The organism is Pseudomonas putida (assembly GCA_029953615.1).
Taxonomy (GTDB): domain Bacteria; phylum Pseudomonadota; class Gammaproteobacteria; order Pseudomonadales; family Pseudomonadaceae; genus Aquipseudomonas.
Genome location: CP124529.1, coordinates 1,277,160 through 1,300,006 on the forward strand (window position 1 = coordinate 1,277,160; position 22,847 = coordinate 1,300,006).

The window sequence follows — 22,847 nt, forward strand, 5'->3', positions numbered from 1 at the left end:
TTAACCTCGCGTTGCCACGCTTTCGGCCAGGATCGCCAGCACCAGTTGCTGGAAGTCCAGGCCGGCCGCGCGGGCCGCCATGGGCACCAGGCTATGGTCGGTCATGCCGGGTGCGGTGTTGACTTCGAGCAGCCAGAACCGGCCCTGCTCGTCCTGCATCACGTCCAGCCGCCCCCAGCCTTCGATGCCGATGGCATCGCAGGCACGCGCGGTCAGGTCGATCAGTTCCTGTTCCTTGACGCTATCCAGGCCGCATGGAATGCGGTACTGGGTATCGTTGGCGATGTACTTGGCGTCGTAGTCGTAGAACACGTGCGGCGTACCCAGGGCGATCGGAGGCAGCACCTGGCCGCGCAATACCGCGACGGTGAACTCCGGGCCGTGGATCCACTGCTCCACCAGTACCTGGGAATCGTATCGGGCGGCATCCTGCCAGGCGGCGACCAGTTCCTGGGCGCTGTTCACCTTGGCCATGCCGATGCTGGAACCTTCATGGGCGGGTTTGACGATAAGCGGGAAGCCCAGTTCCGTGGCGGCCTGCAAACAATCACTCTCGCTGGCCAGCACTGCGTGGCGCGGGGTCGGAATACCCAGGCTCTGCCATACCTGCTTGGTGCGCAGCTTGTCCATGGCCAGTGCCGAGGCAAGGATGCCACTGCCGGTGTAGGGGATGCCCAGGCATTCGAGGAGACCTTGCATGCTGCCGTCTTCACCACCACGGCCGTGGAGGATGATGAAGGCGCGGTCGATCTTCTCGCTTTGCAGGCGCTCGAGCAGGTCGTCACCCACGTCGATCGCGACCACGTCGACACCGGCGGTGGTCAGCGCGTCGATCACCGCGGCGCCAGACTTGAGCGACACTTCACGCTCGGCACTCTTGCCGCCGTACAGCACGGCAACACGGCCGAACGCCTTGACGTCCAGGGTCGAGTGCAGTTTTTCGTAGGCGCTGGTCATTTCGACTTCTCCTGCTTGGCGCCAGCGAACAGCGGGCTTTTCATCAATTGCGGAGCCAGGCCGCCGACATCACCGGCACCCTGGCAGATCAGGATGTCGCCAGCGCGCAGCAGTGGCTTGACCAGCGGCGCCAAGTCGACGCCACGTTCGATGTAGATCGGGTCCAGTTTTCCGCGCTGGCGGATGCTGTGGCACAGCTGGCGGCTGTCGGCCCCCGGGATCGGCTCTTCACCGGCCGGGTAGACTTCCATCAGCAGCAGCACGTTGGCATCGCCCAGTACCTGGACGAAGTCGTCGTACAGGTCACGAGTACGGCTGTAGCGGTGCGGCTGGTACACGATCACCAGGCGACGGCTTGGCCAGCCACCGCGCACAGCCTTGATCACTGCCGCCACTTCGGTCGGGTGGTGGCCGTAGTCGTCGACCAGCATCACGCTACCGCCATCGACCGGCAGTTCGCCGTACACCTGGAAGCGACGGCCGACACCCTGGAAGCCCGACAGGCCCTGGACGATGGCCTCGTCAGTGATGCCTTCGTCAGTGGCGATGGCGATGGTGGCCAAGGCGTTGAGCACGTTGTGGTTGCCGGGCATGTTCACCGACACCTCCAGCGGCTCGCGGTCACGGCGCAGTACGGTGAAGTGGGTCTGCATGCCCATCTGGCGCACGTTGATGGCGCGGATGTCGGCCTCGTCGCTGAAGCCATAGGTCACGGTAGGGCGCTTGACCTGTGGCAGGATCTCGCGCACGACCGGGTCGTCCAGGCACATCACGGCCAGGCCGTAGAACGGCAGGTTGTGCAGGAACTCGACGAAGGTTTTCTTCAGCTTGTTGAAGTCACCTTCGTAGGTCGCCATGTGGTCGGCGTCGATGTTGGTGACCACGGCGACCATCGGCTGCAGGTGCAGGAAGCTGGCATCGCTCTCGTCCGCTTCGGCAATCAGGTAGCGGCTGGTGCCCAGCTGGGCATTGGTACCGGCGGCGGTCAGGCGGCCGCCGATGACGAAGGTCGGGTCCAGGCCACCGGCGGCGAACACCGAGGCCAGCAGGCTGGTGGTGGTGGTCTTGCCGTGGGTGCCGGCAACGGCCACGCCGTGGCGGTAGCGCATCAGCTCGGCGAGCATCTCGGCACGCGGCACCACCGGGATGCGCCGCTCCAGGGCGGTGGCGACTTCCGGGTTGGCCGGGTTGATGGCACTGGACACCACCAGCACATCGGCGGTGGCGGCGTTCTCGGCGCGGTGGCCGACGAAAATCTCGGCGCCGAACGATTCCAGGCGCTCGGTGACCGGCGAGGCCTTCAGGTCGGAGCCTGACACTTCATAGCCCAGGTTCAGCAGCACTTCGGCAATGCCGCACATGCCCACGCCGCCGATACCGACGAAGTGAATACGGCGGATACGGCCCATCTTCGGCTGGGGCATGGCTTTCTGGCTCTCAACCATGGGCCACCTCCAGGCAGATATCGACCACGGTGCTGGTTGCGGCAGGTTTGGCCAGGCGCCGTGCGGTGCCTGCCATGACGTTGAGTTTCTCGGGTTGCATCAGCACCTCGTTCAGGCGTTCAGCGAGCTGCGCTGCGCCAGTTGTCGCTTGTGGCAGCAGGAAGGCAGCGCCTTCCCGGGCCAGATATTGGGCGTTGTGGGTCTGGTGGTCGTCGATCGCGTGGGGCAATGGCACCAGCATCGAAGGCAGGCCCGCCGCCGCCAGCTCGCTGACGGTCAGGGCACCGGCCCGGCATACCACCATGTCGGCCCAGCCATAGGCCTGGGCCATGTCCTTGATGAAAGGCTCTACCTGCGCCTCGACACCTGCCTCGTGATAACGCTCGGCGGTGATCGGCGCATGTTGCTTGCCAGCCTGGTGAAACACCTCCGGTCGCAGCGCGGCGGGCACTTCGGACAGGGCCTTAGGCAACAATTTGTTCAATGGTTCCGCACCCAGGCTGCCACCGAGCACCAACAGGCGTGCACGGCGCTCGGCCAGGGGCGCGCGTTGCGCGTCCATGAACAGCTCCGGGCGCACCGGGTTGCCGGTGGTGCGACGCTTGTCGCTGGCCTCGAAAGTGTTCGGGAAAGCTTCGCAAACCCGTGCCGACAGAGGCACCAGCAAGCGATTGGCGGTACCGGCGCGGGCGTTCTGCTCGTGGATCACCAACGGCACGCCACACAGCCGCGCGGCGACGCCGCCGGGACCGGTCACATAGCCACCGAAGCCGACCACGCATACCGGTTTCAGCTCACGCACGATACGCCGCGCCTGCAGCACGGCCTTGACCAGGGTGAACGGCGCCTTGAGCAACGACAGCTTGCTCTTGCCACGCAGGCCGCTGACCTGGATCAGGTGCAACGGCAGGCCGGCCTGGGGCACCAGTTCGTTCTCGATGCCACGCGGGGTGCCCAGCCAGTGCACATTGTAACCGCGCGCCTGGAATTCACGGGCGCAGGCCAAGGCCGGGAACACGTGGCCCCCGGTGCCGCCCGCCATGATCAGTACGTTCTTGCCGTCAGCGGCCATGATTGGTCTCCTCGGCAAAATCGCTTTCGCTGAATTCGTGCTCCTCACTGCCCAGGTGCGTGCGGCTTTCCCACTCGATACGCAGCAAAAGCCCCACGCAGGCACAGCAGATTACCAACGAGCTGCCCCCGTAGCTGAGGAACGGCAGGGTCAGGCCCTTGGTCGGCAGCAGGCCGACGTTCACACCGATGTTGATCAGGAACTGGCCGATCCACAGGAAGGCCAGGCCGAAGGCGACATAAGCGGCAAAGAACTGCTTGGCTTTTTCCGCCCACAGGCCGATGTACAGGGCGCGCACAGTGACGAACACGAACAGTGCGATGGTCAGCAGCGAGCCGACCACGCCAAGCTCTTCGGCCAGTACCGAGAACACGAAGTCGGTGTGTGCTTCAGGCAGGTAGAACTGTTTCTGCACGCTGTTGCCCAGGCCAACGCCCAGCCACTCGCCACGGCCGAAGGCAATCAGTGCCTGGGTGAGCTGGTAGCCGGAACCGAACTGGTCGGACCATGGGTCGGTGAAGGTGATCAGACGTGCCATCCGGTACGGCTGCGCCTGTACCAGCACGAACACCGCGACCACCGCCAGCACCACCATCAGGCTGAAGCGGAACAAGCCCACCCCGCCGAGGAACAGCATGGCTGCCGCCGCGCCCATCATCACCACGGTGGCGCCGAAGTCCGGCTCCATCAGCAGCAGAGCCGCCATGGGCAGCAGCACGATGAACGGCTTGAAGAAGCCCATCCAGGTTTCGCGGACTTCGGTCTGCCGACGTACCAGGTAGCCGGCCAGGTAGACGACCACGAACACCTTGGCGATTTCCGAAGGCTGCACGTTGAAGAAGCTGAAGCCGATCCAGCGCATGGAGCCGTTCACTTCGCGGCCGATACCGGGCACCAGCACCAGCACCAGCAGGCCGAAGGCCCCCAGCAGCATCATGAAGCCCATGCGCTGCCAGGTGGCGATCGGCACCAGCATGGTGGCACCGCAGGCGACAAGGCCGAGGAACACGTACACCAGGTGGCGGAACATGTGGTAGAGCGGGTTACCCGACTGCACCGCAGCCACTTCCGAGGACGCCGAGGTGATCATCACCAGGCCCAGGCCCAGCAATGCCAGGCAGCCAGCGAGCATCGCGAAGTCCAGGTCGATGCCACGGCCGCTGATCAGCGGCGACGGGTAAGGCTTGAGGATGCCGAAGATCATGCAAGGCCTCCCGCTGCCTGGGCGAACAGGCGCCCGCGTTCTTCGAAGTTCTTGAACATGTCGAGACTGGCGCACGCTGGCGACAGCAGCACGGCATCACCCGCCTGGGCCAGTTCGGCGCATTGCTGCACGGCGTCATCGAGAGTCTTCACACGCACCATCTGTACGCCATCGCCCAGGGCTTCGGCCAGGCGCTCGGCATCACGGCCAAGCAGTACCACGGCGCGGCAGAAGCGCTGGACCGGCTCGCGCAGCGCGGTGAAGTCGGCGCCCTTGCCATCACCACCGGCGATCAGCACCAGCTTGCCTTCGATATCGGCACCCAGGCCCTCGATGGCGGCCAGCGCAGCACCGACGTTGGTGGCCTTGGAATCGTCATACCAGTTCACGCCGTTGCGCTCGCGCACCCACTGGCAACGGTGGGCCAGGCCGCCGAACTCGCGCAGGGCTTCGAGCATCGGTTCGAACGGCAGGCCGGCAGCATGCCCCAGGGCCAGCGCCGCCAGGGCATTGCTCTGGTTGTGGGCACCACGAATCTTCAGCTCACGCGCCGGCATCAGCGCCTGGAACTCGAAGGCCAGGTATTTCTCGCCGTCCACTTCGCGCAGGCCGAAGGCCTTGAAATCCGGCTGGTTGAGGCCGAAGGTCCAGCATGGGCGGCCTTCCACCGGCAACGGCCGGGTCAGGGCGTCCTGGCGGTTGACCACGACCTGGCGGGCACCACGGAAGATCCGGTGCTTGGCCAGGTGATAGGCCGGCAGGCCGCTGTAGCGGTCCATGTGGTCTTCGCTGATGTTCAGCACGGTGGCCACTTCGGCGTTGAGCTGGTCGGTGGTTTCCAGCTGGAAGCTGGACAGTTCCAGCACGTACAGCTCGACGTCATCGGCCAGCAGGTCCAGCGCCGGGGTACCGAGGTTGCCCCCAACCGCCACGCGCTTGCCGGCCTTGGCAGCCATTTCGCCAACCAGGGTGGTAACGGTGCTCTTGGCGTTGGAGCCGCTGATGGCAATGATCGGGGCCTTGGCGTGGCGAGCGAACAGCTCGATGTCGCCGGACAGCTTCACGCCACGCGCGGCCGCCTGCTGCAGCGCCGGGGTGGCCAGGGCCAGGCCGGGGCTAACGTACAACTCGTTGGCGCGGCACAGGAAGTCCACGTCCAGCTCACCACAGCGCACTTCCACCTGCGGGTAATCACGGCGCAGGGTGTCCAGTTCCGGCGGTTGCTCGCGGGTGTCGGCGACCGCAAAGGCAATGCCCCGGCTCGCCAGGAAGCGAACCAGGGACATGCCGCTCTTGCCGAGGCCGACAACGATGCGGAATTGGTCGGAAGCGATCAATGACACGCTCATCTACCTCAGTTTCAGGGTTGCAAGGCCGATCAGCACCAGGATCACGGTGATGATCCAGAAGCGGACGATCACCCGTGGCTCTGGCCAGCCTTTGAGTTCAAAGTGGTGGTGGATCGGCGCCATGCGGAACACGCGCTTGCCGGTGAGCTTGAACGAGGCAACCTGGATCACCACCGACAGGGTTTCCATGACGAACACGCCGCCCATGATGAACAGCACGATTTCCTGGCGGACGATCACGGCGATGGTGCCCAGCGCGGCACCCAGCGCCAGCGCGCCGACGTCCCCCATGAACACCTGCGCCGGGTAGGTGTTGAACCACAGGAAGCCCAGGCCGGCACCGATCAGCGCGCCGCAGAACACGATCAGCTCGCCCGAGCCCGGCACGTACGGGATCAGCAGGTATTCGGCGAACTTCACGTTGCCCGACAGGTAGCAGAAGATGCCCAGGGCACCGCCCACCATCACCGTCGGCATGATCGCCAGGCCGTCGAGGCCGTCGGTAAGGTTGACCGCGTTGCTCGAACCGACAATGACGAAGTAGGTCAGCACGACGAAGCCGATGCCCAGAGGAATGGTGACATCCTTGATGAACGGCAGGATCAGCGTGGTTTCGACGCTGGTCGGCGCGGTCTTGTACAGGAAGATGGCTGCAGCCAGGCCGAACACCGACTGCCAGAAGTACTTCCAGCGGCTAGGCAGGCCGCGCGAGTTCTTTTCGATGACCTTGCGGTAGTCGTCAACCCAGCCGATGGCACCGAATGCCAGGGTAACGATGAGCACAACCCACACATAGCGGTTGGTCAGGTCGGCCCACAGCAGGGTACTGACGGCAATGGCGGACAGGATCAGCGCCCCGCCCATGGTCGGGGTGCCGGACTTGGACAGGTGCGATTGCGGGCCGTCGTTACGCACGGCCTGGCCGATCTGGCGGATTTGCAGGGTACGGATCATCCACGGCCCCAGCCACAGCGCCAGGGACAACGCGGTCAGCACACCCAGAATCCCGCGCAGGGACAGGTACTGGAAGACCGCGAAGCCTTTGTGGAACTGTTGCAGATACTCGGCCAACAGCAGCAGCATTAATGTTTCTCCCCGCTGGCACCGCACAATGCCGCCACGACGTTTTCCATCGCAGCGCTGCGCGAGCCCTTGATCAAGATAGTGGTGTCGCTGGCATTCTCGGCGCCAACTGCGTCGATCAACTCAGCTTGAGTAGCGAAATGGCGACCATTGGCGCCGAACGCCTTGACCGCGTGTGTCATGTTGGAACCCACTGCGTAAAGCGCATCGACCTTGCCGCGCGCGTAGTCACCCACCTGACGGTGGCCTTCCTCCGCCCATTGCCCCAGTTCGCCGATATCCCCAAGCACCAGAACGGTGCGCCCGGAAAAGCCGGCGAGTATATCAATGGCCGCGCACATGGAGGTGGGATTTGCGTTGTAACTGTCGTCGATCACCCGCACGCCATTCGGCGCGATCTGCGCCACGGTACGGCCCTTGACCGGTTGCATGGCAGCCAGGCCGGCAGCGATGCCGCTCAGGCTCAGACCAACGGCATGGGCAGCGGCGGCGGCGGCCAGGGCGTTGCTGACGTTGTGCTCACCGAGCACATTGAGTTGCACGTCTACCTCGTCGCCAGCGCCATGCAGCTTGAATGACGGGCAACCACGGGCATCGCGACCGATATCGGTGGCGTAGAAATCGGCACTGGCATTGCTGCGGGCGAAGCTGAAGACCTTGTGCGCGCCGGCACGCGCCTTCCAGATATCAAAAGCCTTGTCGTCCAGATTGAGGATGGCGATACCGCCCTCGCCCAGGCCTTCGAGGATCTCGCCCTTGGCTTCGACGATCTTCTCCGGGCCGCCGAACTCGCCCACGTGGGCGGTACCGGCGTTGTTGATGATGACCACCTGGGGCCGGGTCAGGCCCACGGTGTAGCGGATCTCGCCAATGCGCGAGGCGCCCAGCTCGATCACCGCGGCACTGTGCTCGGGAGCGATCTCCAGCAGGGTCAGCGGCGCGCCGAGGTCGTTGTTCAGGTTGCCGCGGGTGGCGTGCACCAGGCCACGGGTACGCAGGATGCTGGCGAGCATCTCCTTGACCGTGGTCTTGCCGCTGGAACCGGTAATGGCCACCACCGGCTTGTCGTAGGCGGCGCGGTTCAGTGCACCGAGTTGGCCCAGGGCCAGGCGGCAATCGGCAACCAGCAGCTGCGGCAGGTCGACATCGGCCACTACACGCTCGACCAGGGCCGCGACAGCGCCCTTGCCCTTTACATCGGCCAGGTAGTCGTGGCCATCGAAGCGCGGGCCGGCCAGGGCGACGAACAGTTGCCCGGCGCCAACGCTGCGGCTGTCGATGCTGACACCCGTGAAGGTGGCGTCGGCACCAACGTGTTGACCACTCAGTGCTGTGGTCAGCTGGCTGAGTGACAGCGGCTTAAGCATGTGGAGCCTCCCAGGCTGCAAGTGCCTTTTCGGCCTCGGTCAGATCGGAGAAATCATGGCGCTCGCCATTGATCTCCTGGTAATCCTCGTGCCCCTTGCCGGCCAGCACGATCACATCGTCGGCAGCGGCAGTGGCGACCAGGTGCGCGATGGCTTCGCCACGACCGGCAACGAACTCGACCTCCGCAGGCCTGGCGAAACCCGGACGGATGTCGTCAAAGATGCGAAGCGGGTCTTCAGTACGTGGGTTGTCGTCGGTGACCAGCACGCGATCGGCCAAGCGCTCGGCCACTTCGGCCATCAGCGGCCGCTTGCCACGGTCACGGTCGCCACCGCAGCCGAACAGGCACAGCAGCTTGCCGTGGGCGTGTGGGCGCAGGGCTTCGAGTACTTTTTCCAGGGCATCCGGGGTGTGCGCGTAGTCGACCACTACCAGCGGCTTGTCGCCACCTCCCAGGCGCTGCATGCGGCCGATCGGCCCCTGCAGCTGCGGGGTGACTTCAAGAATTTCGTCCAGCGCATAATCCAGCGCCAGCAACGTCGCCACGGCGGCGAGCATGTTGCTCAAGTTGAAGCGGCCCAGCAACTGGCTGCGCAGGGTACGTTCCCCCTGGGCGGTAACCAGGGTGGCGCGCACGCCATCGTCATTGAACACGGCTTCGCGGCAGTACAGCGAGGCCTCCGGGTTCTCCAGGCTGTAACTGAGCAACCGGGTCTCGATATGGTCGACACTCGGGCGGCGAGCGAAGTCGGCGGCCAGGCGACGGCCGAAATCGTCATCCAGGTTGACCACCTGGCAACGCAGGCTCGGCCAGGAGAACAGCTTGGCCTTGGCGGCCTCGTAGGCCTCCATGCTGCCGTGGTAGTCCAGGTGGTCGCGGGACAGGTTGGTCATGACCGCAATGTCGAATTCCAGCGCGGCGACCCGGCCCTGCTCCAGGGCATGGGAGGACACCTCCATGGCCACGGCCTTGGCGCCCCCTTTCTTGAGATCGTTGAGGGTCGACTGGACGGCGATCGGGTCGGGCGTGGTCAGGCGGCCGCTCTGCAGCTCACCATAGAAACCGGTACCCAGGGTGCCGATCAGGCCGCAGCGCTGGCCAAGCAGGTCGAGCGCCTGGGCCACCAGCTGGGTGACGCTGGTCTTGCCGTTGGTACCGGTCACGCCGACCAGGTTCAGCTGGCGGCTCGGTTCGCCATAGAAACGCCCGGCGATGTCCGAAAGCTGCGCGATCAGGCCCTTGACCGGAATCAGCGGCACCTCGGTCAGCGGCAGCACGGTTGCACCCTGTTCTTCATAAGCCACGGCGGCGGCGCCACGGGCCAAGGCGTCGGCGATATGCTCGCGGCCATCGACCTTGGCACCCGGCACGGCCAGGAACAGATCGCCCGGGCGCACATTGCGGCTGTCCAGGGTCAGTTCACGGATCAGCGGGTCACGGCTGGCGTGAGCGAAAAGCTTGCTCAATGGCATTGTCATCATCCACGCCCTCCCTTGGCGGTTGCTGCTGCATTGACCTGCGATTGTTCGACGGGTGCGGGTGGCGGCAGGTTGTCTGGCGGCACGTTCATCAGGCGCAGGGTGCCGGACATGACCTTGCTGAACACCGGCGCCGATACCAGGCCACCGAAGTAGCCGCCCTTGCCCGGCTCGTCGATGACCACGACGATGGCGTAGCGCGGGTCGCTCATCGGCCCGAAGCCGGCGAACAGCGAGCGGTAGGCGTTCTCGGTGTAGCCCTTGGAACCCACGGTGGCCTTGCGCGCAGTACCGGACTTGCCGGCCACGTGATAGAACGGCACCTGCGCGCGGAATACGCCGCGTGGCGCTTCGATCACCTGCTGCAGCATGCCCTGGATGGTTTCGGCGGTTTCCTTCGGTATGGCCTGCACCGCTTCCGGTGCCTTGTCGACCTTGAGGATCGACAGCGGCACCATCTTGCCGTCGTTGGCCAGCGCCGCGTAGGCGTGCACCAACTGCAGGGCAGTGACCGACACGCCATAGCCATAGGACAAGGTCGCAGTCTCGGCCTTGCGCCATTCGCGGTGGTTGGGCAGGTTGCCGACCCGTTCACCCGGGAAGCCAAGGCCGGTGTACTGGCCCAGGCCGACCTGGGACATGACCCGGTAGATGGCCTCGCCGCCGATATCGAAGGCGATCTTGCTCATGCCGACGTTACTGGAGTTGATCAGGATGCCGGTCAGGTCGAGGATCGGCCCCTCGCTCTTGGACACGTCCTTGATGGTGTAGCGACCGATCTGCAGGCTGCCCGGGTATACCTCGACCTTGTCGGTCGGCTTCCAGCGGCCGCTCTGCAGCGCCGCGCTCATGGAGATCGGCTTGACCGTGGAGCCCGGCTCGAACACGTCGATGATCGCCCGGTTACGCATGGCGGCCGGGAACATGCTGCGGCGGTTGTTGGGGTTGTAGGTCGGCTGGTTGACCATGGCCAGGACCTCACCGGTCTTGACGTCCATGATCACCAGGCTGCCGGCCTTGGCGTCCTGTTCGGCAATGGCATTGCGCAGTTCGCGAGTGGCCAGGTACTGCAGGCGCAGGTCAATCGACAACGCCAAGGTCTTCCCTGCCTTGGCGTTCTTGGTTACCTGGATGTCCTTGATCAGCCGGCCGCGCCGGTCCTTGATCACCTGCCGCTTGCCGGGTACACCGGCCAGCCACTCGTCATAGGCCAGTTCCACCCCTTCGCGACCGTGGTCATCGAGGTCGGTGAAGCCGACCATGTGCGCGGTGACATCACCGGCCGGGTAGAAGCGGCGGAATTCTTCCAGGCCATACACACCTGGCACTTTCAGGTCGAGCACATGCTGGCCCTGCTCCGGGGTCAGGCCGCGGACCAGGTAGATGAACTCTTTGCTGGCCTGCTGGGTGAGGCGCTCGGTCAACTGCTGCGGGTTCTGCCCCAGCGCGGCGGCCAACTGTGGCCAGCGGTCTTTGGAAGCCTGCATTTCCTTGGGGTTGGCCCACAGGGTAGTGACCGGGGTACTGACTGCCAGTGGCTCACCGTTACGGTCAGTGATCAGGCCGCGGTGAGCCGGGATAGGGATGTGACGCAGGCTGCGCGCATCGCCCTGCCCCTTGAGGAAATCACGGTCGACCACCTGCAGGTCGATAATGCGCCAGCAGATGGCACCGACCATCAGCGCCAGCAAGCCGATCACCACGCGGAAGCGCCATGGGTAGAGTGCGCCTTCGAGCTTCATCATGGCGCCACCATCCGTACTTCGTCAGCCGAAGGTACGCGCATCTTCAGTTGCTCGGAAGCCAGGTTTTCGATGCGGCTGGCGGCGGTCCAGGTGCTTTGCTCGAGGATCAGCCGACCCCACTCGGCCTGGGCCTTGTCGCGCTCGTTCAACTCGCCGTACAGGGTGTTGAGCAACTGACGGTTCCAGTGCGCGCTGTAGGACACGGCGATGGCCGAAATCAGCACGGCAACGAACAACAGAAGCATCAGGAAGCTTCCGCCTGGCAAAGGTTTGGCAAACAGCCTGCTCACCGCAGTTTCTCCGCCACGCGCATCACGGCGCTACGCGAACGTGGGTTGGCCTTGAGCTCGGCTTCGGAGGCGAACTGGGCCTTGCCGATGAGCTTGATTTTCGGCTCGAAGACCTTGTGCTGAACCGGCAGGTTGCGCGGCAGGTTGTCGGCCTCACCTTTCACCAGCTTGCGCATGAACAGTTTGACGATACGGTCTTCCAGCGAGTGGAAGCTGATGACCGCCAGGCGACCACCGACTTCGAGCGCATCGAGTGCGGCCTCGAGGCCGGCCTCAAGGTCGCCCAGCTCGTTGTTGACGTGAATGCGAAGCCCCTGGAAGGCACGGGTTGCCGGGTTTTTGCCCTTCTCCCATGCCGGGTTGGCCACCTTGAGCACCTCTGCCAGGTCGGCGGTACGGGTGAACGGCTGTTTTTCGCGACGCTCGACCACGGCTCGCGCCATGCGCCCGGCGAAGCGTTCCTCGCCATACTCCTTGAAGACACGGGCGATTTCTTCCACTGGCGCAGTGGCGATGAACTCTGCAGCGCTGATGCCTTGGTCCGGGTTCATGCGCATGTCCAGCGGGCCATCATTGAGGAAGCTGAACCCCCGCTCGGGGTCATCCAGCTGTGGCGAAGACACGCCCAGGTCCAGCAGCACACCACTGACCTTGCCGTGCAGGCCGCGCTCGGCCACCTCCGCACCCAGCTCGGCAAAGCTGCGCTGCACAATGACAAAGCGGCCGTCTTCGGCCGCCAGCGCTTGCCCCGTGGCAATCGCCTGTGGATCTTTGTCGAAACCCAGCAGCCGCCCTTGCGGCCCGAGTTTGCTGAGAATCAGCCGGCTGTGCCCGCCACGGCCAAAGGTGCCGTCCAGATAGCAACCGTCGGCGCGCAGGGCCAATGCCTCGACAGCTTCGTCGAGCAGGACGGTAATGTGGTTGAAGCCGCTATCTATGGTCACAGGATCAGGTCACGCAATTCGTCGGGCATGGCGCCCGGTTGTTGAATAGCTGCAAGGTCGGCTGCCGAAACCGCGTTCCAGGCATCTTCATCCCACAGCTGGAATTTGTTCAGTTGCCCCACCAGCATCGCCTTCTTGTCGAGCTTGGCGTACTCGCGCAGACGGGGCGGCACCAGGAAACGCCCACTGCCATCGAGCTCCAGGTCAACCGCATTACCGATCAGCAAACGCTGCAGGCGACGGTTTTCCTCACGCAACGATGGCAAGGCACGCAACTTGGCTTCTATCTGTTCCCACTCATCGAGGGGATAAACACACAAGCAGGGGTCAACGGCGTCGATGGTCACGATCAGCTGACCATTGCAACGCGAATCGAGCTCGTCACGGTACCGGCTCGGCATGGCGAGACGGCCCTTGGCATCGAGGCTGACGGCGTTGGCTCCGCGGAACACGGCTGCGATTCCCCACAATGTTAGCTTTTTTGTGTCAGAAAACCCACTTCATCCCACTTTCTGCCACTTGCGCACACTATAGGAATCCGCCCGCAGCACCGTCAAGGCACGTTCGGAAGGAAAAGCCTTACAGGACCGAGATTTAGCGCAATAAAGGAATGCGGAAGGACTACCAGAGAGAAAAAAACACGAGAAAAATCAAACCCACGCAAGCACGTGCAGTTCAAAGTTAAAGTGATTTATCAAGAGTAAGATTTTTTCGGTATTACCAACGGGCATCTGCTATCGATTCAAGCAGGGAAGGAAAGGTGGAGAGTCGATCTGTAAGCCGGGTTTTGTCGAGAACAGTCATTCCTCTACGACGGCCATCACTGGACGCCTCTAGCAACCTACCCGGTTCCGACGCGGGCCACGCCTGATGGAACCCTATTTGGTCTTGCTCCGAGTGGGGTTTACCTAGCCACGAACTGTTGCCAGCCGTGCGGTGCGCTCTTACCGCACCTTTTCACCCTTACCGGCACCGAAATGCTTAGGCGGTTATTTTCTGTGGCACTTTCCGTAGGCTCGCGCCTCCCAGGCGTTACCTGGCACTCTGCCCTATGGAGCCCGGACTTTCCTCCCCCTGCTTTTGCGGAACAAAAGCAGGCAGCGACTGTCCGATCGACTCTCCGCCGACAAGATTAACGGCACGCGCGCCCAACGACAAGCAATACCGGCATTTATATCAATATGCCACTATTCGGCTTTCTGCTTTTCCAGGGCAAGTTGATACAGCAGGTTCTTGCGCACCCCGGTAATTTCCGCAGCCAGCGCCGCCGCCCGCTTGAGCGGCAGCTCGGCCAGCAGCAGGTCGAGCACCCGCTGCGCCTCGGCACTGATCGCCTGCTCGCCCTCCGGCGCACTCCAGCCACCGACCAGCACCACGCACTCGCCGCGCTGCTGGTTGCTGTCGCCGGCAACGAACGCGCGCAGATCAGCCAGCGGCAGGCCCTTGAGGGTCTCGAAGGTCTTGGTCAGCTCGCGCGCCAACAGCGCCGGGCGCTCGCCACCGAACACCGCCTCCATGTCTTCAAGGCATTCCAGGATGCGGTGGGGGGCCTCATAGAAGATCAGCGTGCGCGGTTCTTCCTTTACCTGCTCCAGGCGCGCCCGGCGCCCCGCCGTCTTGGCTGGCAGGAAGCCTTCGAAAATGAAGCGGTCCGAGGGCAGGCCGGCCGCCGACAGGGCGGCGATCAGAGCACAGGCGCCCGGCACCGGCACCACGTTCACCCCGGCAGCTCGCGCCTGGCGCACCAGGTGGTAGCCGGGATCGGAAATCAGCGGCGTGCCGGCGTCGGATACCAGTGCCACATTCTCGCCTGCCAGCAGCTTGGTGAGAAAACGCCCGCCCTCGTCACGCTCGTTGTGCTCATGGCAGGCCGCCAGCGGCGTGTCGATGCCGAAGTGCTGCAGCAGGCGGACCGAATGGCGAGTATCTTCCGCCGCGATCAGGGCCACGTCCGCCAGCACCTTCAGCGCCCGGGCGCTCATGTCGTCGAGGTTGCCGATGGGGGTTGCGACCACATACAGCGTCCCCACGGTGGATTTCGAAGCCCCTGCCACATCAGTCACTGCGCACACCTGTCGTTCGGATCAAAGGCGCTATTGTAGCCCGAGCGCCTGCAACAGGGCGCAAAGAACTTCGCCAACGACCGGTGGCAGGCCACCTATAGTGAAGGTTCGACACGGCGACATCGCGCCCCGGCCAGCGCTTGGGTACAATTGCCGGCCACCTTGATCGAGTAACAGGACCTTTACATGATCGCTTGCCTGCGGCTGTTCACAGCCCTCTGCCTTGCCGCCCTGCTGGCGGCCTGCGCCAGCTCGCCCTCATCCAGCCTGGGCGAACTGCCACGCACCCCGGACGCCAGCATCGAGCAACTGCTCGAAAAGGCTGCTTCCAGCAAGTCCGCGGAAGACGCCGCCTTGCTGCGCCTGAGCGCAGCCGACCTGGCCTACAAGCAGAAGGACTTCCCCCGCGCCGCACGCATCCTCGAGCAGGTGCCGCTGGACACGCTCAAACCGGCCCAGCAAGTGTTCGCCAGCACCCTCGGCGCCGAGCTGGCCATGAGCCGCAACCAGCCCAAGGCTGCCCTGACCGCCCTGGCCCACCCTAGCCTGCAGCGCATCGCCGAACTGCCGGAAGAGCAGCAAGCGCGCACCTACAGCGTGCACGCGGCCGCCCTCGAAGCAGATGGCCAGGCCCTGGCGGCCGCACAACAGCGCGTACTGCTGGCTCCGCTGCTCAGCGGCCAGGCCGCCAGCGCCAACAATGACGCTATCTGGGCCCTGGTCGCCTCGCTGCCTGCAGAGCAACTGCAGCAGCCAGGCAACGACCAGACCCTGGCCGGCTGGACCAGCCTGGCCTTCGCCGTGAAAAGCGCCGGCACCCTGGAGCAGCAACAAGCCGCTATCGATGCCTGGGTCAAGCAGCACCCGGACCATCCGGCCGCTCAACAGCTGCCGCTGGCGCTGACCAAGCTCAAGGAGCTGGCCAGCCAGCCACTGACCAGGATTGCCCTGCTGCTGCCCCAGGAAGGCCCGCTGGCCGGGGTTGCCCGAGCCCTGCGTGACGGCTTCATGGCTGCGCACTTCCAGGCCCAGCAAGCCGGCCAGCAGGCGCCAGCGGTGCAGGTATTCGACAGCTCGCGCATCGGCTCGCTCGACGATTTCTATCGCCAGGCCCAGGCCGCAGGCGTACAGCTGGTGATCGGCCCGCTGGAAAAACCGTTGGTCAAGCAGCTGGCCGCCAAGCCACAACTGCCGATCACCACCCTGGCCCTGAATTACGCCGACGCCGGCCAGAAGGCTCCGCCGCAGCTGTTCCAGTTTGGCCTGGCTGCCGAAGACGAGGCCCGTGAAGTGGCCCGCCGCGCCCGCGCCGATGGCATGGTTCGCGCCGTGGCCCTGGTGCCAAGCGGCGAATGGGGTGACCGCGTGCTTGCTGCCTTCCGCCAGGATTGGGAAGGCAACGGTGGTACCCTGCTCGCCGCCGAGCGCATCGCCCAGCCGGTCGCCCTGGCCCAGCAGATTGCCGAACTGTTCCAGCTGCGCCAGAGCGAAGGCCGTGCCAAGAGCCTGCAGAGCACGGTAGGCGGCAGCATCGCCGCGCAGCCGTCGCGCCGCCAGGACATCGACTTCATCTTCCTCGCCTCGACCCCGCAACAGGCCCAGCAGATCAAGCCGACCCTGAACTTCCAGTACGCCGGCGACGTACCGGTCTACGCCACCTCGAACCTGTACAGCGCCAGTGGCGACGTCAACCAGTACAACGACATGAACGGCATCCGCTTCTGCGAAACCCCGTGGCTGCTCGACACCAGCAACAGCCTGCGTCAACAGGTCGTGCAGCAATGGCCACAAGCTGCCGGTAGCCTGGGCCGCCTGTATGCCATGGGCGTCGACGCCTACAGCCTGGCGCCGCGCCTGGGCCAGCTGAAAGCGCTGCCGGACAATCGCGTACTGGGCCTTTCGGGCAGCCTGAGCATGAACGCCAACCAGCGTGTCGAGCGCCAGCTGCCTTGGGCAGAGTTCGTCGGCGGCCAGGTCCAGCGCCTGCCTGACACCGCTCGTTGATGGCAGCTGCGTCGCCCACCAGCGCCGGGCAGGCAGCGGAAACCCAGGCCCTGGAATACCTTCAAGGGCAGGGCCTGCAACTGCTGGCGCGTAACTGGCGGTGCAAAGGCGGTGAGCTTGATCTGGTCATGCTCGACGCCGATACAGTAGTATTCGTCGAAGTCCGCTACCGGTTGCACGCGGGCTTCGGTGGCGCTCTCGGCAGCATCGACGGGCGCAAGCAGAAACGGCTGGTGCTCGCCGCCAGCCTGTTCCTGCAGAAGGAGCCCCACTGGAGCAACCACCCCTGCCGCTTCGACGTAGTCGCCCTGCAGGGTAGCCACCATGCAGGCAAACCGCTTCAATGGCTGAAAAACGCCTTCGAATGCTGAACCCACTCCGTTTTTTTGCTCTATGTTTCGCGGGCTGGTCGTTGTTGCGCGTAGCAAAGGCCACCGCCCCACTTAAGGTCACCAGATGGACATGCAATCCCGAATTCGCCGGCTGTTCCAAGCCAGCATCGATACCAAGCAACAGGCAATGGACATCCTGGCACCGCACATCGAGCAGGCCAGCCTGGTCATGGTCAACGCGCTGCTCAACGAGGGCAAGATGCTCGCCTGCGGCAATGGCGGCTCGGCCGGCGATGCCCAGCATTTTTCCTCGGAGCTGCTCAACCGCTTCGAGCGTGAACGGCCGAGCCTGCCGGCCATCGCGCTGACCACCGACAGCTCGACCCTGACCTCGATCGCCAACGACTACAGCTACAACGAAGTCTTTTCCAAGCAGATACGCGCGCTGGGCCAGCCCGGTGACGTTCTGCTGGCGATCTCCACCAGCGGCAACTCGGCCAACGTGATCCAGGCGATCCAGGCCGCACATGACCGCGAAATGATTGTCGTAGCATTGACTGGCCGCGACGGTGGCGGCATGGCTTCGCTGCTGCTGCCCGAAGACGTGGAAATCCGCGTACCTTCGACGATTACCGCACGCGTCCAGGAAGTCCACCTGCTGGCGATCCACTGCCTGTGTGATCTGATCGACAGCCAACTGTTCGGGAGTGAAGAATGACCCCTATGCGCCTCGGCCTGATGGCCCTGACCCTGTGCCTGAGCGTCACTGGTTGCAGCTCGGTACTGACCTCTACCCGCAATTCGCCGATCGAAGATGATCGCGGCACGCGCACCATCGGCAGCAAGATCGACGACTCGCTGATCGAAACCAAGGCCTCGGTCAATATCGCCAAGGCCAGCCCTGACCTGGACAAAGGTTCGCACATCGTTGTCAGCAGCTATAACGGCATCGTCCTGCTGGCCGGCCAGACCCCGCGCGCCGACCTCAAGAGCCTGGCCGAGCAGACCGCCAGCCAGGTGCAGCGGGTCAAGAAGGTGCACAACGAGCTGCAGGTGATGCAGCCCTCTTCCATCCTGGCGCGCAACAACGACGCCTGGCTGACCACCAAGATCAAAGCCCAGATGCTGACCGATAATGCCGTACCCAGCTCGCGCATCAAGGTGATTACCGAAAACGGCATCGTCTACCTGCTCGGCCTGGTGACCCAGCAGGAGGCCAACTCGGCCACTGCCGTGGTACAGGGCGTGTCGGGCGTGCAGAAGATCGTCAAGCTGTTCGAGTACATCGACTGATTCGTTAGCCTGTACCGGCCTCTTCGCGGGCTTGCCCGCTCCCAAAGGGATACGCCAAACCCTGTGGGAGCGGGCAAGCCCGCGAAGAGGCCGGTACAGGCAAGCGCAACACCGTGTCTTTTCAGAAATCCAGGAAACACCGCATGAAAAAGCTTCTGCTGCCAGCCCTGCTGTTCGGCACCGTCGCCACCCTGGCCGGCTGCTCCACCCCTAGCCAGATCATTCTCAACGACGGCCGTGAAATCCAGACGGTCGACGTACCGGAATTCGATGCCGACTCCGGCTTCTACGAGTTCCAGCAACTCGACGGCAAACGCACCCGCATCAACAAGGATCAGGTACGCACCATCAGCGACCTGTAATCTCACGTTGAGAGCAAAGAAAAAGGCGATCCGGTTGGATCGCCTTTTTTGTTACTTGACCACTTTCAGGCTTGGTCGGCCAGTCGGACGTGGTGGCTGGCCGCCACCCTCTGGCGGGCCATCGTCATCCGGCTGCACATCATCGTCTTCCAGGCCCTCGTCATCCTGCGACGGCTCTAGCTCAAAAACCATGCCCTGGCCATTTTCCCGGGCGTAGATACCCAGGATGGCGCCAACCGGCACAAACAGCGAGTGAGCCACGCCACTGAAGCGGCCCTCGAAGCTGACCGCGTCGTTGTCCATGTGCAGGCTGCGCACGGCGCTTGGCGAGATATTCAACACAATCTGGCCATCACTGGCGAAACCATCCGGCACCTGGACCTTCGGGAACTCGGCATTGACCAGCATATGGGGCGTGCAATCGTTGTCGACGATCCACTCGTACAGTGCTCGAACCAGATAGGGGCGACTGGAGTTCATCAACGGCTCCTTAAAGCTTGCGCATTTCACGTTCTACGGAGGACAGGCTCGCCTGGAAAGGCTCGCGGGCGAACTGACGCTCCATGTAATCCAGCAGCGGCTTGGCTTGCCGCGGCAACTCGATGCCCAACACCGGCAAACGCCAGAGTATGGGCAGTAGACAACAATCGACCAGGCTTTGCTCCTCGCTCATGAAACAGGCGAACTCGCCAAACAAGGGCGAGACCCCGGTCAGGCTCTCGCGCAAGGCCTTGCGCGCCTCGGCACGAGCGGCCTCGTTGCTGCGCGGGTCGAGCACGGTATCGGCCAGGGAGCACCAGTCGCGCTGGATGCGGTGCATCAGCAAGCGGCTGTTCCCCCGCGCAACCGGGTATACCGGCATCAGCGGTGGGTGCGGGTAACGCTCCTCGAGGTATTCCATCACCACGGTCGATTCATACAACGCCAGGTCACGGTCGACCAGCGTCGGCACACTGCCGTAAGGGTTCACCTCGATCAGCTTGGGCGGCAGGCGGCCGGGGTCGACATCGATGACCTGTACGCTGATGCCCTTCTCGGCGAGCACAAGACGTACCCGATGGGAATAGTGATCAGCGGGATCGGAATAGCAGGCTAACCTGTTGGTTGCGCCCATGTAGCGGCTCCTCGCACGGGATGCTTGTACAACTGTAAATGAAAACGCGCCCGGGGCGCGCCCCGCATTTCTGCGGGGGCGCCCCGGGCGCGTTCAACAACCAGAAACTACTGCGTGATCAGTGCACGTCCTTCCAGTATTCACGCTTGAGCAAATAGGCGAATACGAAGAAGAAAGCCAGGTACAGCAACACGTAGGTACCGATGCGCTGGCTTTCCAGTTTGACCGGGTTGGCCGAATAGGCCAGGAAGGTCACCAGGTTCTTGACCTTCTCGTCGAACTGCTCGGTTGTCAGGGTACCGGATTTCGGCGTAATGGTCAGCTGGTCGCAGGCTTCATGGGTGATAGGGCTACCGGTCAACGGGTCGAATTGCTTCTTGCCATCGGTCACGGTCTGCACTTGTTTGCAGCCAATCACCTGGTTGCCTTGCAGGCCGACCAGCACGTTAGGCATGCCGACGTTCGGGAACACCTTGTTGTTTACCCCGTAAGGCCGCGATGGGTCCTCATAGAAGCTGCGCAGGTAGGTGTACAACCAGTCGGTACCACGCACACGGGCCACCAGGGTCAGGTCGGGCGGCGCGGCGCCGAACCAGGTCTTGGCGTCACTGGGCTTCATGCCAATCTGCATGTGGTCACCGATCTTGGCACCCGTGAACACCAGCTTCTCCAGCATCAGCTCGTGCGGAATGCCCAGGTCATCGGCCACCCGCTCGTAACGCTGGAACTTGGCACTGTGGCAACCCATGCAATAGTTGGCAAAGGTACGCGCACCGTCCTGCATGGCGGCCTTGTCACTCAGGTCGATGTCGACCTTGTCCAGCTCGAGGCCGTGTTCGGCAGCGAAGGAAAAGGCAGGCATCACTGCCAGCAAAAATACTGCAATCAACTTTTTCATCAGCCAGTCACCCTTTCCGGAACCGGTTTGGTCTTCTCGAGCCTTGTGTAGAACGGCATCAGCAGGAAGTAGGCGAAGTACAACACCGTGCACACCTGCGACAGCAAGGTACGCCCAGGTGTCGGTGCCAGTACGCCCAGCACGCCGAGGATGACGAAGGCCACGCAGAACACCAGCAGGAAGAGTTTGCTGATCCAGCCCTTGTAGCGCATGGAGCGCACCGGGCTGCGGTCGAGCCAGGGCAGTACGAACAACACGGCGATGGCCGCACCCATGGCGATGACGCCCATCAACTTGTCAGGCACCGCACGCAGGATCGCGTAGAACGGCGTGAAGTACCACACAGGCGCAATGTGCTCAGGGGTCTTGAAGGCGTTGGCCTGTTCGAAGTTGGGTTTCTCCAGGAAGTACCCACCCATTTCCGGGAAGAAGAACACCACGGCGCAGAACACGAACAGGAACACCACCACGCCGACGATGTCCTTGACGGTGTAGTACGGGTGGAATGGGATACCGTCCAGCGGGATGCCGTTTTCATCCTTTTTCTTCTTGATGTCGACGCCGTCCGGGTTGTTCGAACCCACTTCGTGAAGGGCGAGGATGTGCAGTACCACCAGGCCGAGAATCACGATCGGCAAGGCGACCACATGCAGGGCGAAGAAGCGGTTCAGGGTGATGCCCGAGATCAGGTAGTCACCGCGGATCCACTGGGTAAGGTCGCCACCGATCACCGGGATGGCACCGAACAGCGAGATGATCACCTGGGCACCCCAGTACGACATCTGGCCCCACGGCAGCAGGTAGCCCATGAAGGCTTCGGCCATCAGCGCCAGGGTAGATCAGCATGCCGAACAGCCACACCAGTTCACGCGGCTTCTGGTAGGAGCCGTAGAGCAGGCCGCGGAACATGTGCAGATAGACCACGATGAAGAACGCCGATGCACCGGTTGAGTGCAGGTAGCGCAGGATCCAGCCATATTCCACGTCACGCATGATGTACTCGACCGAGGCGAACGCCTCTTCCGCCGAGGGCGTGAAGCTCATGGTCAGCCATACACCGGTGACGATCTGGTTGACCAGCACCAGCAACGCCAGCGAGCCGAAGAAGTACAGGAAGTTGAAGTTCTTGGGCGCGTAATACTTGCTCAGGTGGTCTTCCCACATCTTGGTGGCGGGGAAGCGAGCATCAATCCAGTCCATGAACTTGCTCATCATGCGTTCTCCTGGTCAACGCCGATGACGACGATCTCGTCCGACTCGTAAGAGTGCGGTGGCACGGGCAGGTTGAGAGGCGCCGGCTGCGACTTGTAGACACGGCCAGCCAGGTCGTAGTGGGGAGCCGTGGCACGGGCAGAAATAGCCACCGACCCATTTGGGGCCAAGGTCGGCGGGTGCAACTTCCGGGCGGAAGGTGGGCGAGCAGCCCAGGTGCGTGCACAGGCCGACGAGGATGAGGATTTCCGGCTTGATCGAACGAACCTGGGGGTCGACGTAGGTCGGCTGCACCGAGGCCTTGGACTCCGGGTCAGCCAGGTCACCGACGACTTTCTTCAGGTTGCCGAGGATTTCGTCCGTTCGCCGCACGATGAACACCGGCTGGCCACGCCATTCGGCCACCATTTGCTGCCCGGCCTCGACCTTGGCGATATTGACCTTCACCGGTGCACCCGCGGCTTTCGCCTTGGCACTGGGAAACCATGACCCCACGAACGGTACCGCAGCCCCCACTGCCCCCGCCGCCCCGACTACGGATGTCGCGGCTACGAGGAAGCGGCGCCGGCCTGCGTTGACGCCGTCATTGCTCATTCAGTCCTCTCCCATCAGCTTGCTTGGCCTGTTGAACCA

The 22,847-nt window shown here is 63.5% G+C and carries 21 protein-coding genes, 1 other RNA gene and 2 pseudogenes; 5 read left to right on the top strand and 19 right to left on the bottom strand.

The genetic code is table 11. From position 1 onward, the window contains the following. The 14 genes from QIY50_05840 to rsmI all read right to left on the bottom strand — a co-directional run bounded on the left by QIY50_05840 (nt 1) and on the right by rsmI (nt 14,918). Nucleotides 1-957, bottom strand: a complete 957-nt coding sequence (locus QIY50_05840; protein ID WGV21751.1) for a D-alanine--D-alanine ligase — start codon at nt 955-957, stop codon at nt 1-3. Then, on the bottom strand, nt 954-2,402 hold the full coding sequence (gene murC / locus QIY50_05845) for a UDP-N-acetylmuramate--L-alanine ligase (protein WGV21752.1): 1,449 nt from the start codon (nt 2,400-2,402) through the stop codon (nt 954-956). Before murC ends, QIY50_05840 begins: the two co-directional genes overlap by 4 nt. Further along, the gene (gene murG, locus QIY50_05850) at nt 2,395-3,474 is read right to left on the bottom strand and encodes an undecaprenyldiphospho-muramoylpentapeptide beta-N-acetylglucosaminyltransferase (protein ID WGV21753.1); all 1,080 of its coding nucleotides are present in this window, start codon (nt 3,472-3,474) and stop codon (nt 2,395-2,397) included. Before murG ends, murC begins: the two co-directional genes overlap by 8 nt. Then, nucleotides 3,464-4,675, bottom strand: coding sequence for a putative lipid II flippase FtsW (ftsW, locus tag QIY50_05855; GenBank protein ID WGV23005.1), 1,212 nt, complete (start codon nt 4,673-4,675; stop codon nt 3,464-3,466). The genes murG and ftsW overlap by 11 nt, the downstream gene beginning before the upstream one ends. Continuing rightward, a complete protein-coding gene (gene murD / locus QIY50_05860) occupies nt 4,675-6,021 on the bottom strand; it encodes a UDP-N-acetylmuramoyl-L-alanine--D-glutamate ligase (protein ID WGV23006.1) in 1,347 nt (448 codons plus the stop codon). Before murD ends, ftsW begins: the two co-directional genes overlap by 1 nt. Before the next feature lie 6 nt (nt 6,022-6,027). Next, nucleotides 6,028-7,110, bottom strand: coding sequence for a phospho-N-acetylmuramoyl-pentapeptide-transferase (gene mraY / locus QIY50_05865; GenBank protein ID WGV21754.1), 1,083 nt, complete (start codon nt 7,108-7,110; stop codon nt 6,028-6,030). Then, a complete protein-coding gene (gene murF, locus QIY50_05870) occupies nt 7,110-8,477 on the bottom strand; it encodes a UDP-N-acetylmuramoyl-tripeptide--D-alanyl-D-alanine ligase (protein WGV21755.1) in 1,368 nt (455 codons plus the stop codon). The genes mraY and murF overlap by 1 nt, the downstream gene beginning before the upstream one ends. Next, the gene (gene murE, locus QIY50_05875) at nt 8,470-9,960 is read right to left on the bottom strand and encodes a UDP-N-acetylmuramoyl-L-alanyl-D-glutamate--2,6-diaminopimelate ligase (protein ID WGV21756.1); all 1,491 of its coding nucleotides are present in this window, start codon (nt 9,958-9,960) and stop codon (nt 8,470-8,472) included. Before murE ends, murF begins: the two co-directional genes overlap by 8 nt. Next, entirely contained in the window at nt 9,957-11,699 is a 1,743-nt protein-coding gene (locus QIY50_05880; GenBank protein WGV23007.1) for a penicillin-binding protein 2, read from the bottom strand. The genes murE and QIY50_05880 overlap by 4 nt, the downstream gene beginning before the upstream one ends. Next, nucleotides 11,699-11,992: a cell division protein FtsL gene (gene ftsL, locus QIY50_05885; protein ID WGV21757.1), complete on the bottom strand. Its 294-nt coding sequence runs from the start codon at nt 11,990-11,992 to the stop codon at nt 11,699-11,701. Before ftsL ends, QIY50_05880 begins: the two co-directional genes overlap by 1 nt. Continuing rightward, nucleotides 11,989-12,930 (bottom strand): 16S rRNA (cytosine(1402)-N(4))-methyltransferase RsmH, encoded by a 942-nt coding sequence (gene rsmH, locus QIY50_05890; GenBank protein WGV23008.1) that lies wholly within the window; start codon nt 12,928-12,930, stop codon nt 11,989-11,991. The genes ftsL and rsmH overlap by 4 nt, the downstream gene beginning before the upstream one ends. A 2-nt stretch (nt 12,931-12,932) precedes the next feature. Beyond that, nucleotides 12,933-13,388, bottom strand: coding sequence for a division/cell wall cluster transcriptional repressor MraZ (mraZ, locus tag QIY50_05895; GenBank protein WGV21758.1), 456 nt, complete (start codon nt 13,386-13,388; stop codon nt 12,933-12,935). A 308-nt stretch (nt 13,389-13,696) separates the two neighbouring features. Beyond that, an RNA gene (rnpB, locus tag QIY50_05900) (RNase P RNA component class A) lies at nt 13,697-14,056 on the bottom strand. Nucleotides 14,057-14,123: 67 nt separating this feature from the next. Then, on the bottom strand, nt 14,124-14,918 hold the full coding sequence (gene rsmI, locus QIY50_05905) for a 16S rRNA (cytidine(1402)-2'-O)-methyltransferase (GenBank protein ID WGV23009.1): 795 nt from the start codon (nt 14,916-14,918) through the stop codon (nt 14,124-14,126). Nucleotides 14,919-15,185: 267 nt separating this feature from the next. On the opposite strand from rsmI, the gene QIY50_05910 reads away from it, so the two are divergent. The 5 genes from QIY50_05910 to QIY50_05930 all read left to right on the top strand — a co-directional run bounded on the left by QIY50_05910 (nt 15,186) and on the right by QIY50_05930 (nt 18,990). Further along, nucleotides 15,186-17,003, top strand: a complete 1,818-nt coding sequence (locus QIY50_05910; GenBank protein ID WGV21759.1) for a penicillin-binding protein activator — start codon at nt 15,186-15,188, stop codon at nt 17,001-17,003. Further along, the gene (locus tag QIY50_05915) at nt 17,003-17,374 is read left to right on the top strand and encodes a YraN family protein (protein ID WGV21760.1); all 372 of its coding nucleotides are present in this window, start codon (nt 17,003-17,005) and stop codon (nt 17,372-17,374) included. Before QIY50_05910 ends, QIY50_05915 begins: the two co-directional genes overlap by 1 nt. Nucleotides 17,375-17,459: 85 nt before the next feature. Continuing rightward, entirely contained in the window at nt 17,460-18,053 is a 594-nt protein-coding gene (locus tag QIY50_05920; GenBank protein WGV21761.1) for a phosphoheptose isomerase, read from the top strand. After that, nucleotides 18,050-18,628 carry a BON domain-containing protein gene (locus tag QIY50_05925; GenBank protein WGV21762.1) on the top strand — a complete coding sequence of 193 codons (579 nt, stop codon included), beginning with the start codon at nt 18,050-18,052 and terminating at the stop codon, nt 18,626-18,628. The genes QIY50_05920 and QIY50_05925 overlap by 4 nt, the downstream gene beginning before the upstream one ends. Before the next feature lie 143 nt (nt 18,629-18,771). Next, entirely contained in the window at nt 18,772-18,990 is a 219-nt protein-coding gene (locus QIY50_05930) for a YgdI/YgdR family lipoprotein (protein WGV21763.1), read from the top strand. A gap of 51 nt (nt 18,991-19,041) precedes the next feature. Here the strand turns inward: QIY50_05930 and QIY50_05935 are convergent, their stop codons facing one another. The 5 genes and pseudogenes from QIY50_05935 to petA all read right to left on the bottom strand — a co-directional run bounded on the left by QIY50_05935 (nt 19,042) and on the right by petA (nt 22,808). Continuing rightward, nucleotides 19,042-19,470: a ClpXP protease specificity-enhancing factor gene (locus QIY50_05935; protein ID WGV21764.1), complete on the bottom strand. Its 429-nt coding sequence runs from the start codon at nt 19,468-19,470 to the stop codon at nt 19,042-19,044. 10 nt (nt 19,471-19,480) lie between these two features. Continuing rightward, a complete protein-coding gene (locus QIY50_05940) occupies nt 19,481-20,104 on the bottom strand; it encodes a glutathione S-transferase N-terminal domain-containing protein (GenBank protein WGV21765.1) in 624 nt (207 codons plus the stop codon). Between the two features lie 118 nt (nt 20,105-20,222). Further along, entirely contained in the window at nt 20,223-21,002 is a 780-nt protein-coding gene (locus tag QIY50_05945; GenBank protein ID WGV21766.1) for a cytochrome c1, read from the bottom strand. After that, nucleotides 21,002-22,214, bottom strand: a pseudogene (locus tag QIY50_05950) (cytochrome bc complex cytochrome b subunit). The gene QIY50_05945 and the pseudogene QIY50_05950 overlap by 1 nt, the downstream one beginning before the upstream one ends. Continuing rightward, nucleotides 22,214-22,808 (bottom strand): annotated as a pseudogene (gene petA, locus QIY50_05955) (ubiquinol-cytochrome c reductase iron-sulfur subunit). The pseudogenes QIY50_05950 and petA overlap by 1 nt, the downstream one beginning before the upstream one ends. Between the last annotated feature and the right edge of the window lie 39 nt (nt 22,809-22,847).

Coding starts and splice junctions, on each gene's coding strand:
- QIY50_05840 (WGV21751.1), bottom strand. CDS start 957: ATGACCAGCGCCTACGAAAAACTGCACTCGACCCTGGACGTCAAGGCG.
- murC (WGV21752.1), bottom strand. CDS start 2,402: ATGGTTGAGAGCCAGAAAGCCATGCCCCAGCCGAAGATGGGCCGTATC.
- murG (WGV21753.1), bottom strand. CDS start 3,474: ATGGCCGCTGACGGCAAGAACGTACTGATCATGGCGGGCGGCACCGGG.
- mraY (WGV21754.1), bottom strand. CDS start 7,110: ATGCTGCTGCTGTTGGCCGAGTATCTGCAACAGTTCCACAAAGGCTTC.
- murF (WGV21755.1), bottom strand. CDS start 8,477: ATGCTTAAGCCGCTGTCACTCAGCCAGCTGACCACAGCACTGAGTGGT.
- murE (WGV21756.1), bottom strand. CDS start 9,960: ATGATGACAATGCCATTGAGCAAGCTTTTCGCTCACGCCAGCCGTGAC.
- QIY50_05880 (WGV23007.1), bottom strand. CDS start 11,699: ATGAAGCTCGAAGGCGCACTCTACCCATGGCGCTTCCGCGTGGTGATC.
- rsmI (WGV23009.1), bottom strand. CDS start 14,918: ATGAGCGCCCGGGCGCTGAAGGTGCTGGCGGACGTGGCCCTGATCGCG.
- QIY50_05910 (WGV21759.1), top strand. CDS start 15,186: ATGATCGCTTGCCTGCGGCTGTTCACAGCCCTCTGCCTTGCCGCCCTG.
- QIY50_05915 (WGV21760.1), top strand. CDS start 17,003: ATGGCAGCTGCGTCGCCCACCAGCGCCGGGCAGGCAGCGGAAACCCAG.
- QIY50_05920 (WGV21761.1), top strand. CDS start 17,460: ATGGACATGCAATCCCGAATTCGCCGGCTGTTCCAAGCCAGCATCGAT.
- QIY50_05925 (WGV21762.1), top strand. CDS start 18,050: ATGACCCCTATGCGCCTCGGCCTGATGGCCCTGACCCTGTGCCTGAGC.
- QIY50_05930 (WGV21763.1), top strand. CDS start 18,772: ATGAAAAAGCTTCTGCTGCCAGCCCTGCTGTTCGGCACCGTCGCCACC.
- QIY50_05935 (WGV21764.1), bottom strand. CDS start 19,470: ATGAACTCCAGTCGCCCCTATCTGGTTCGAGCACTGTACGAGTGGATC.
- QIY50_05940 (WGV21765.1), bottom strand. CDS start 20,104: ATGGGCGCAACCAACAGGTTAGCCTGCTATTCCGATCCCGCTGATCAC.
- QIY50_05945 (WGV21766.1), bottom strand. CDS start 21,002: ATGAAAAAGTTGATTGCAGTATTTTTGCTGGCAGTGATGCCTGCCTTT.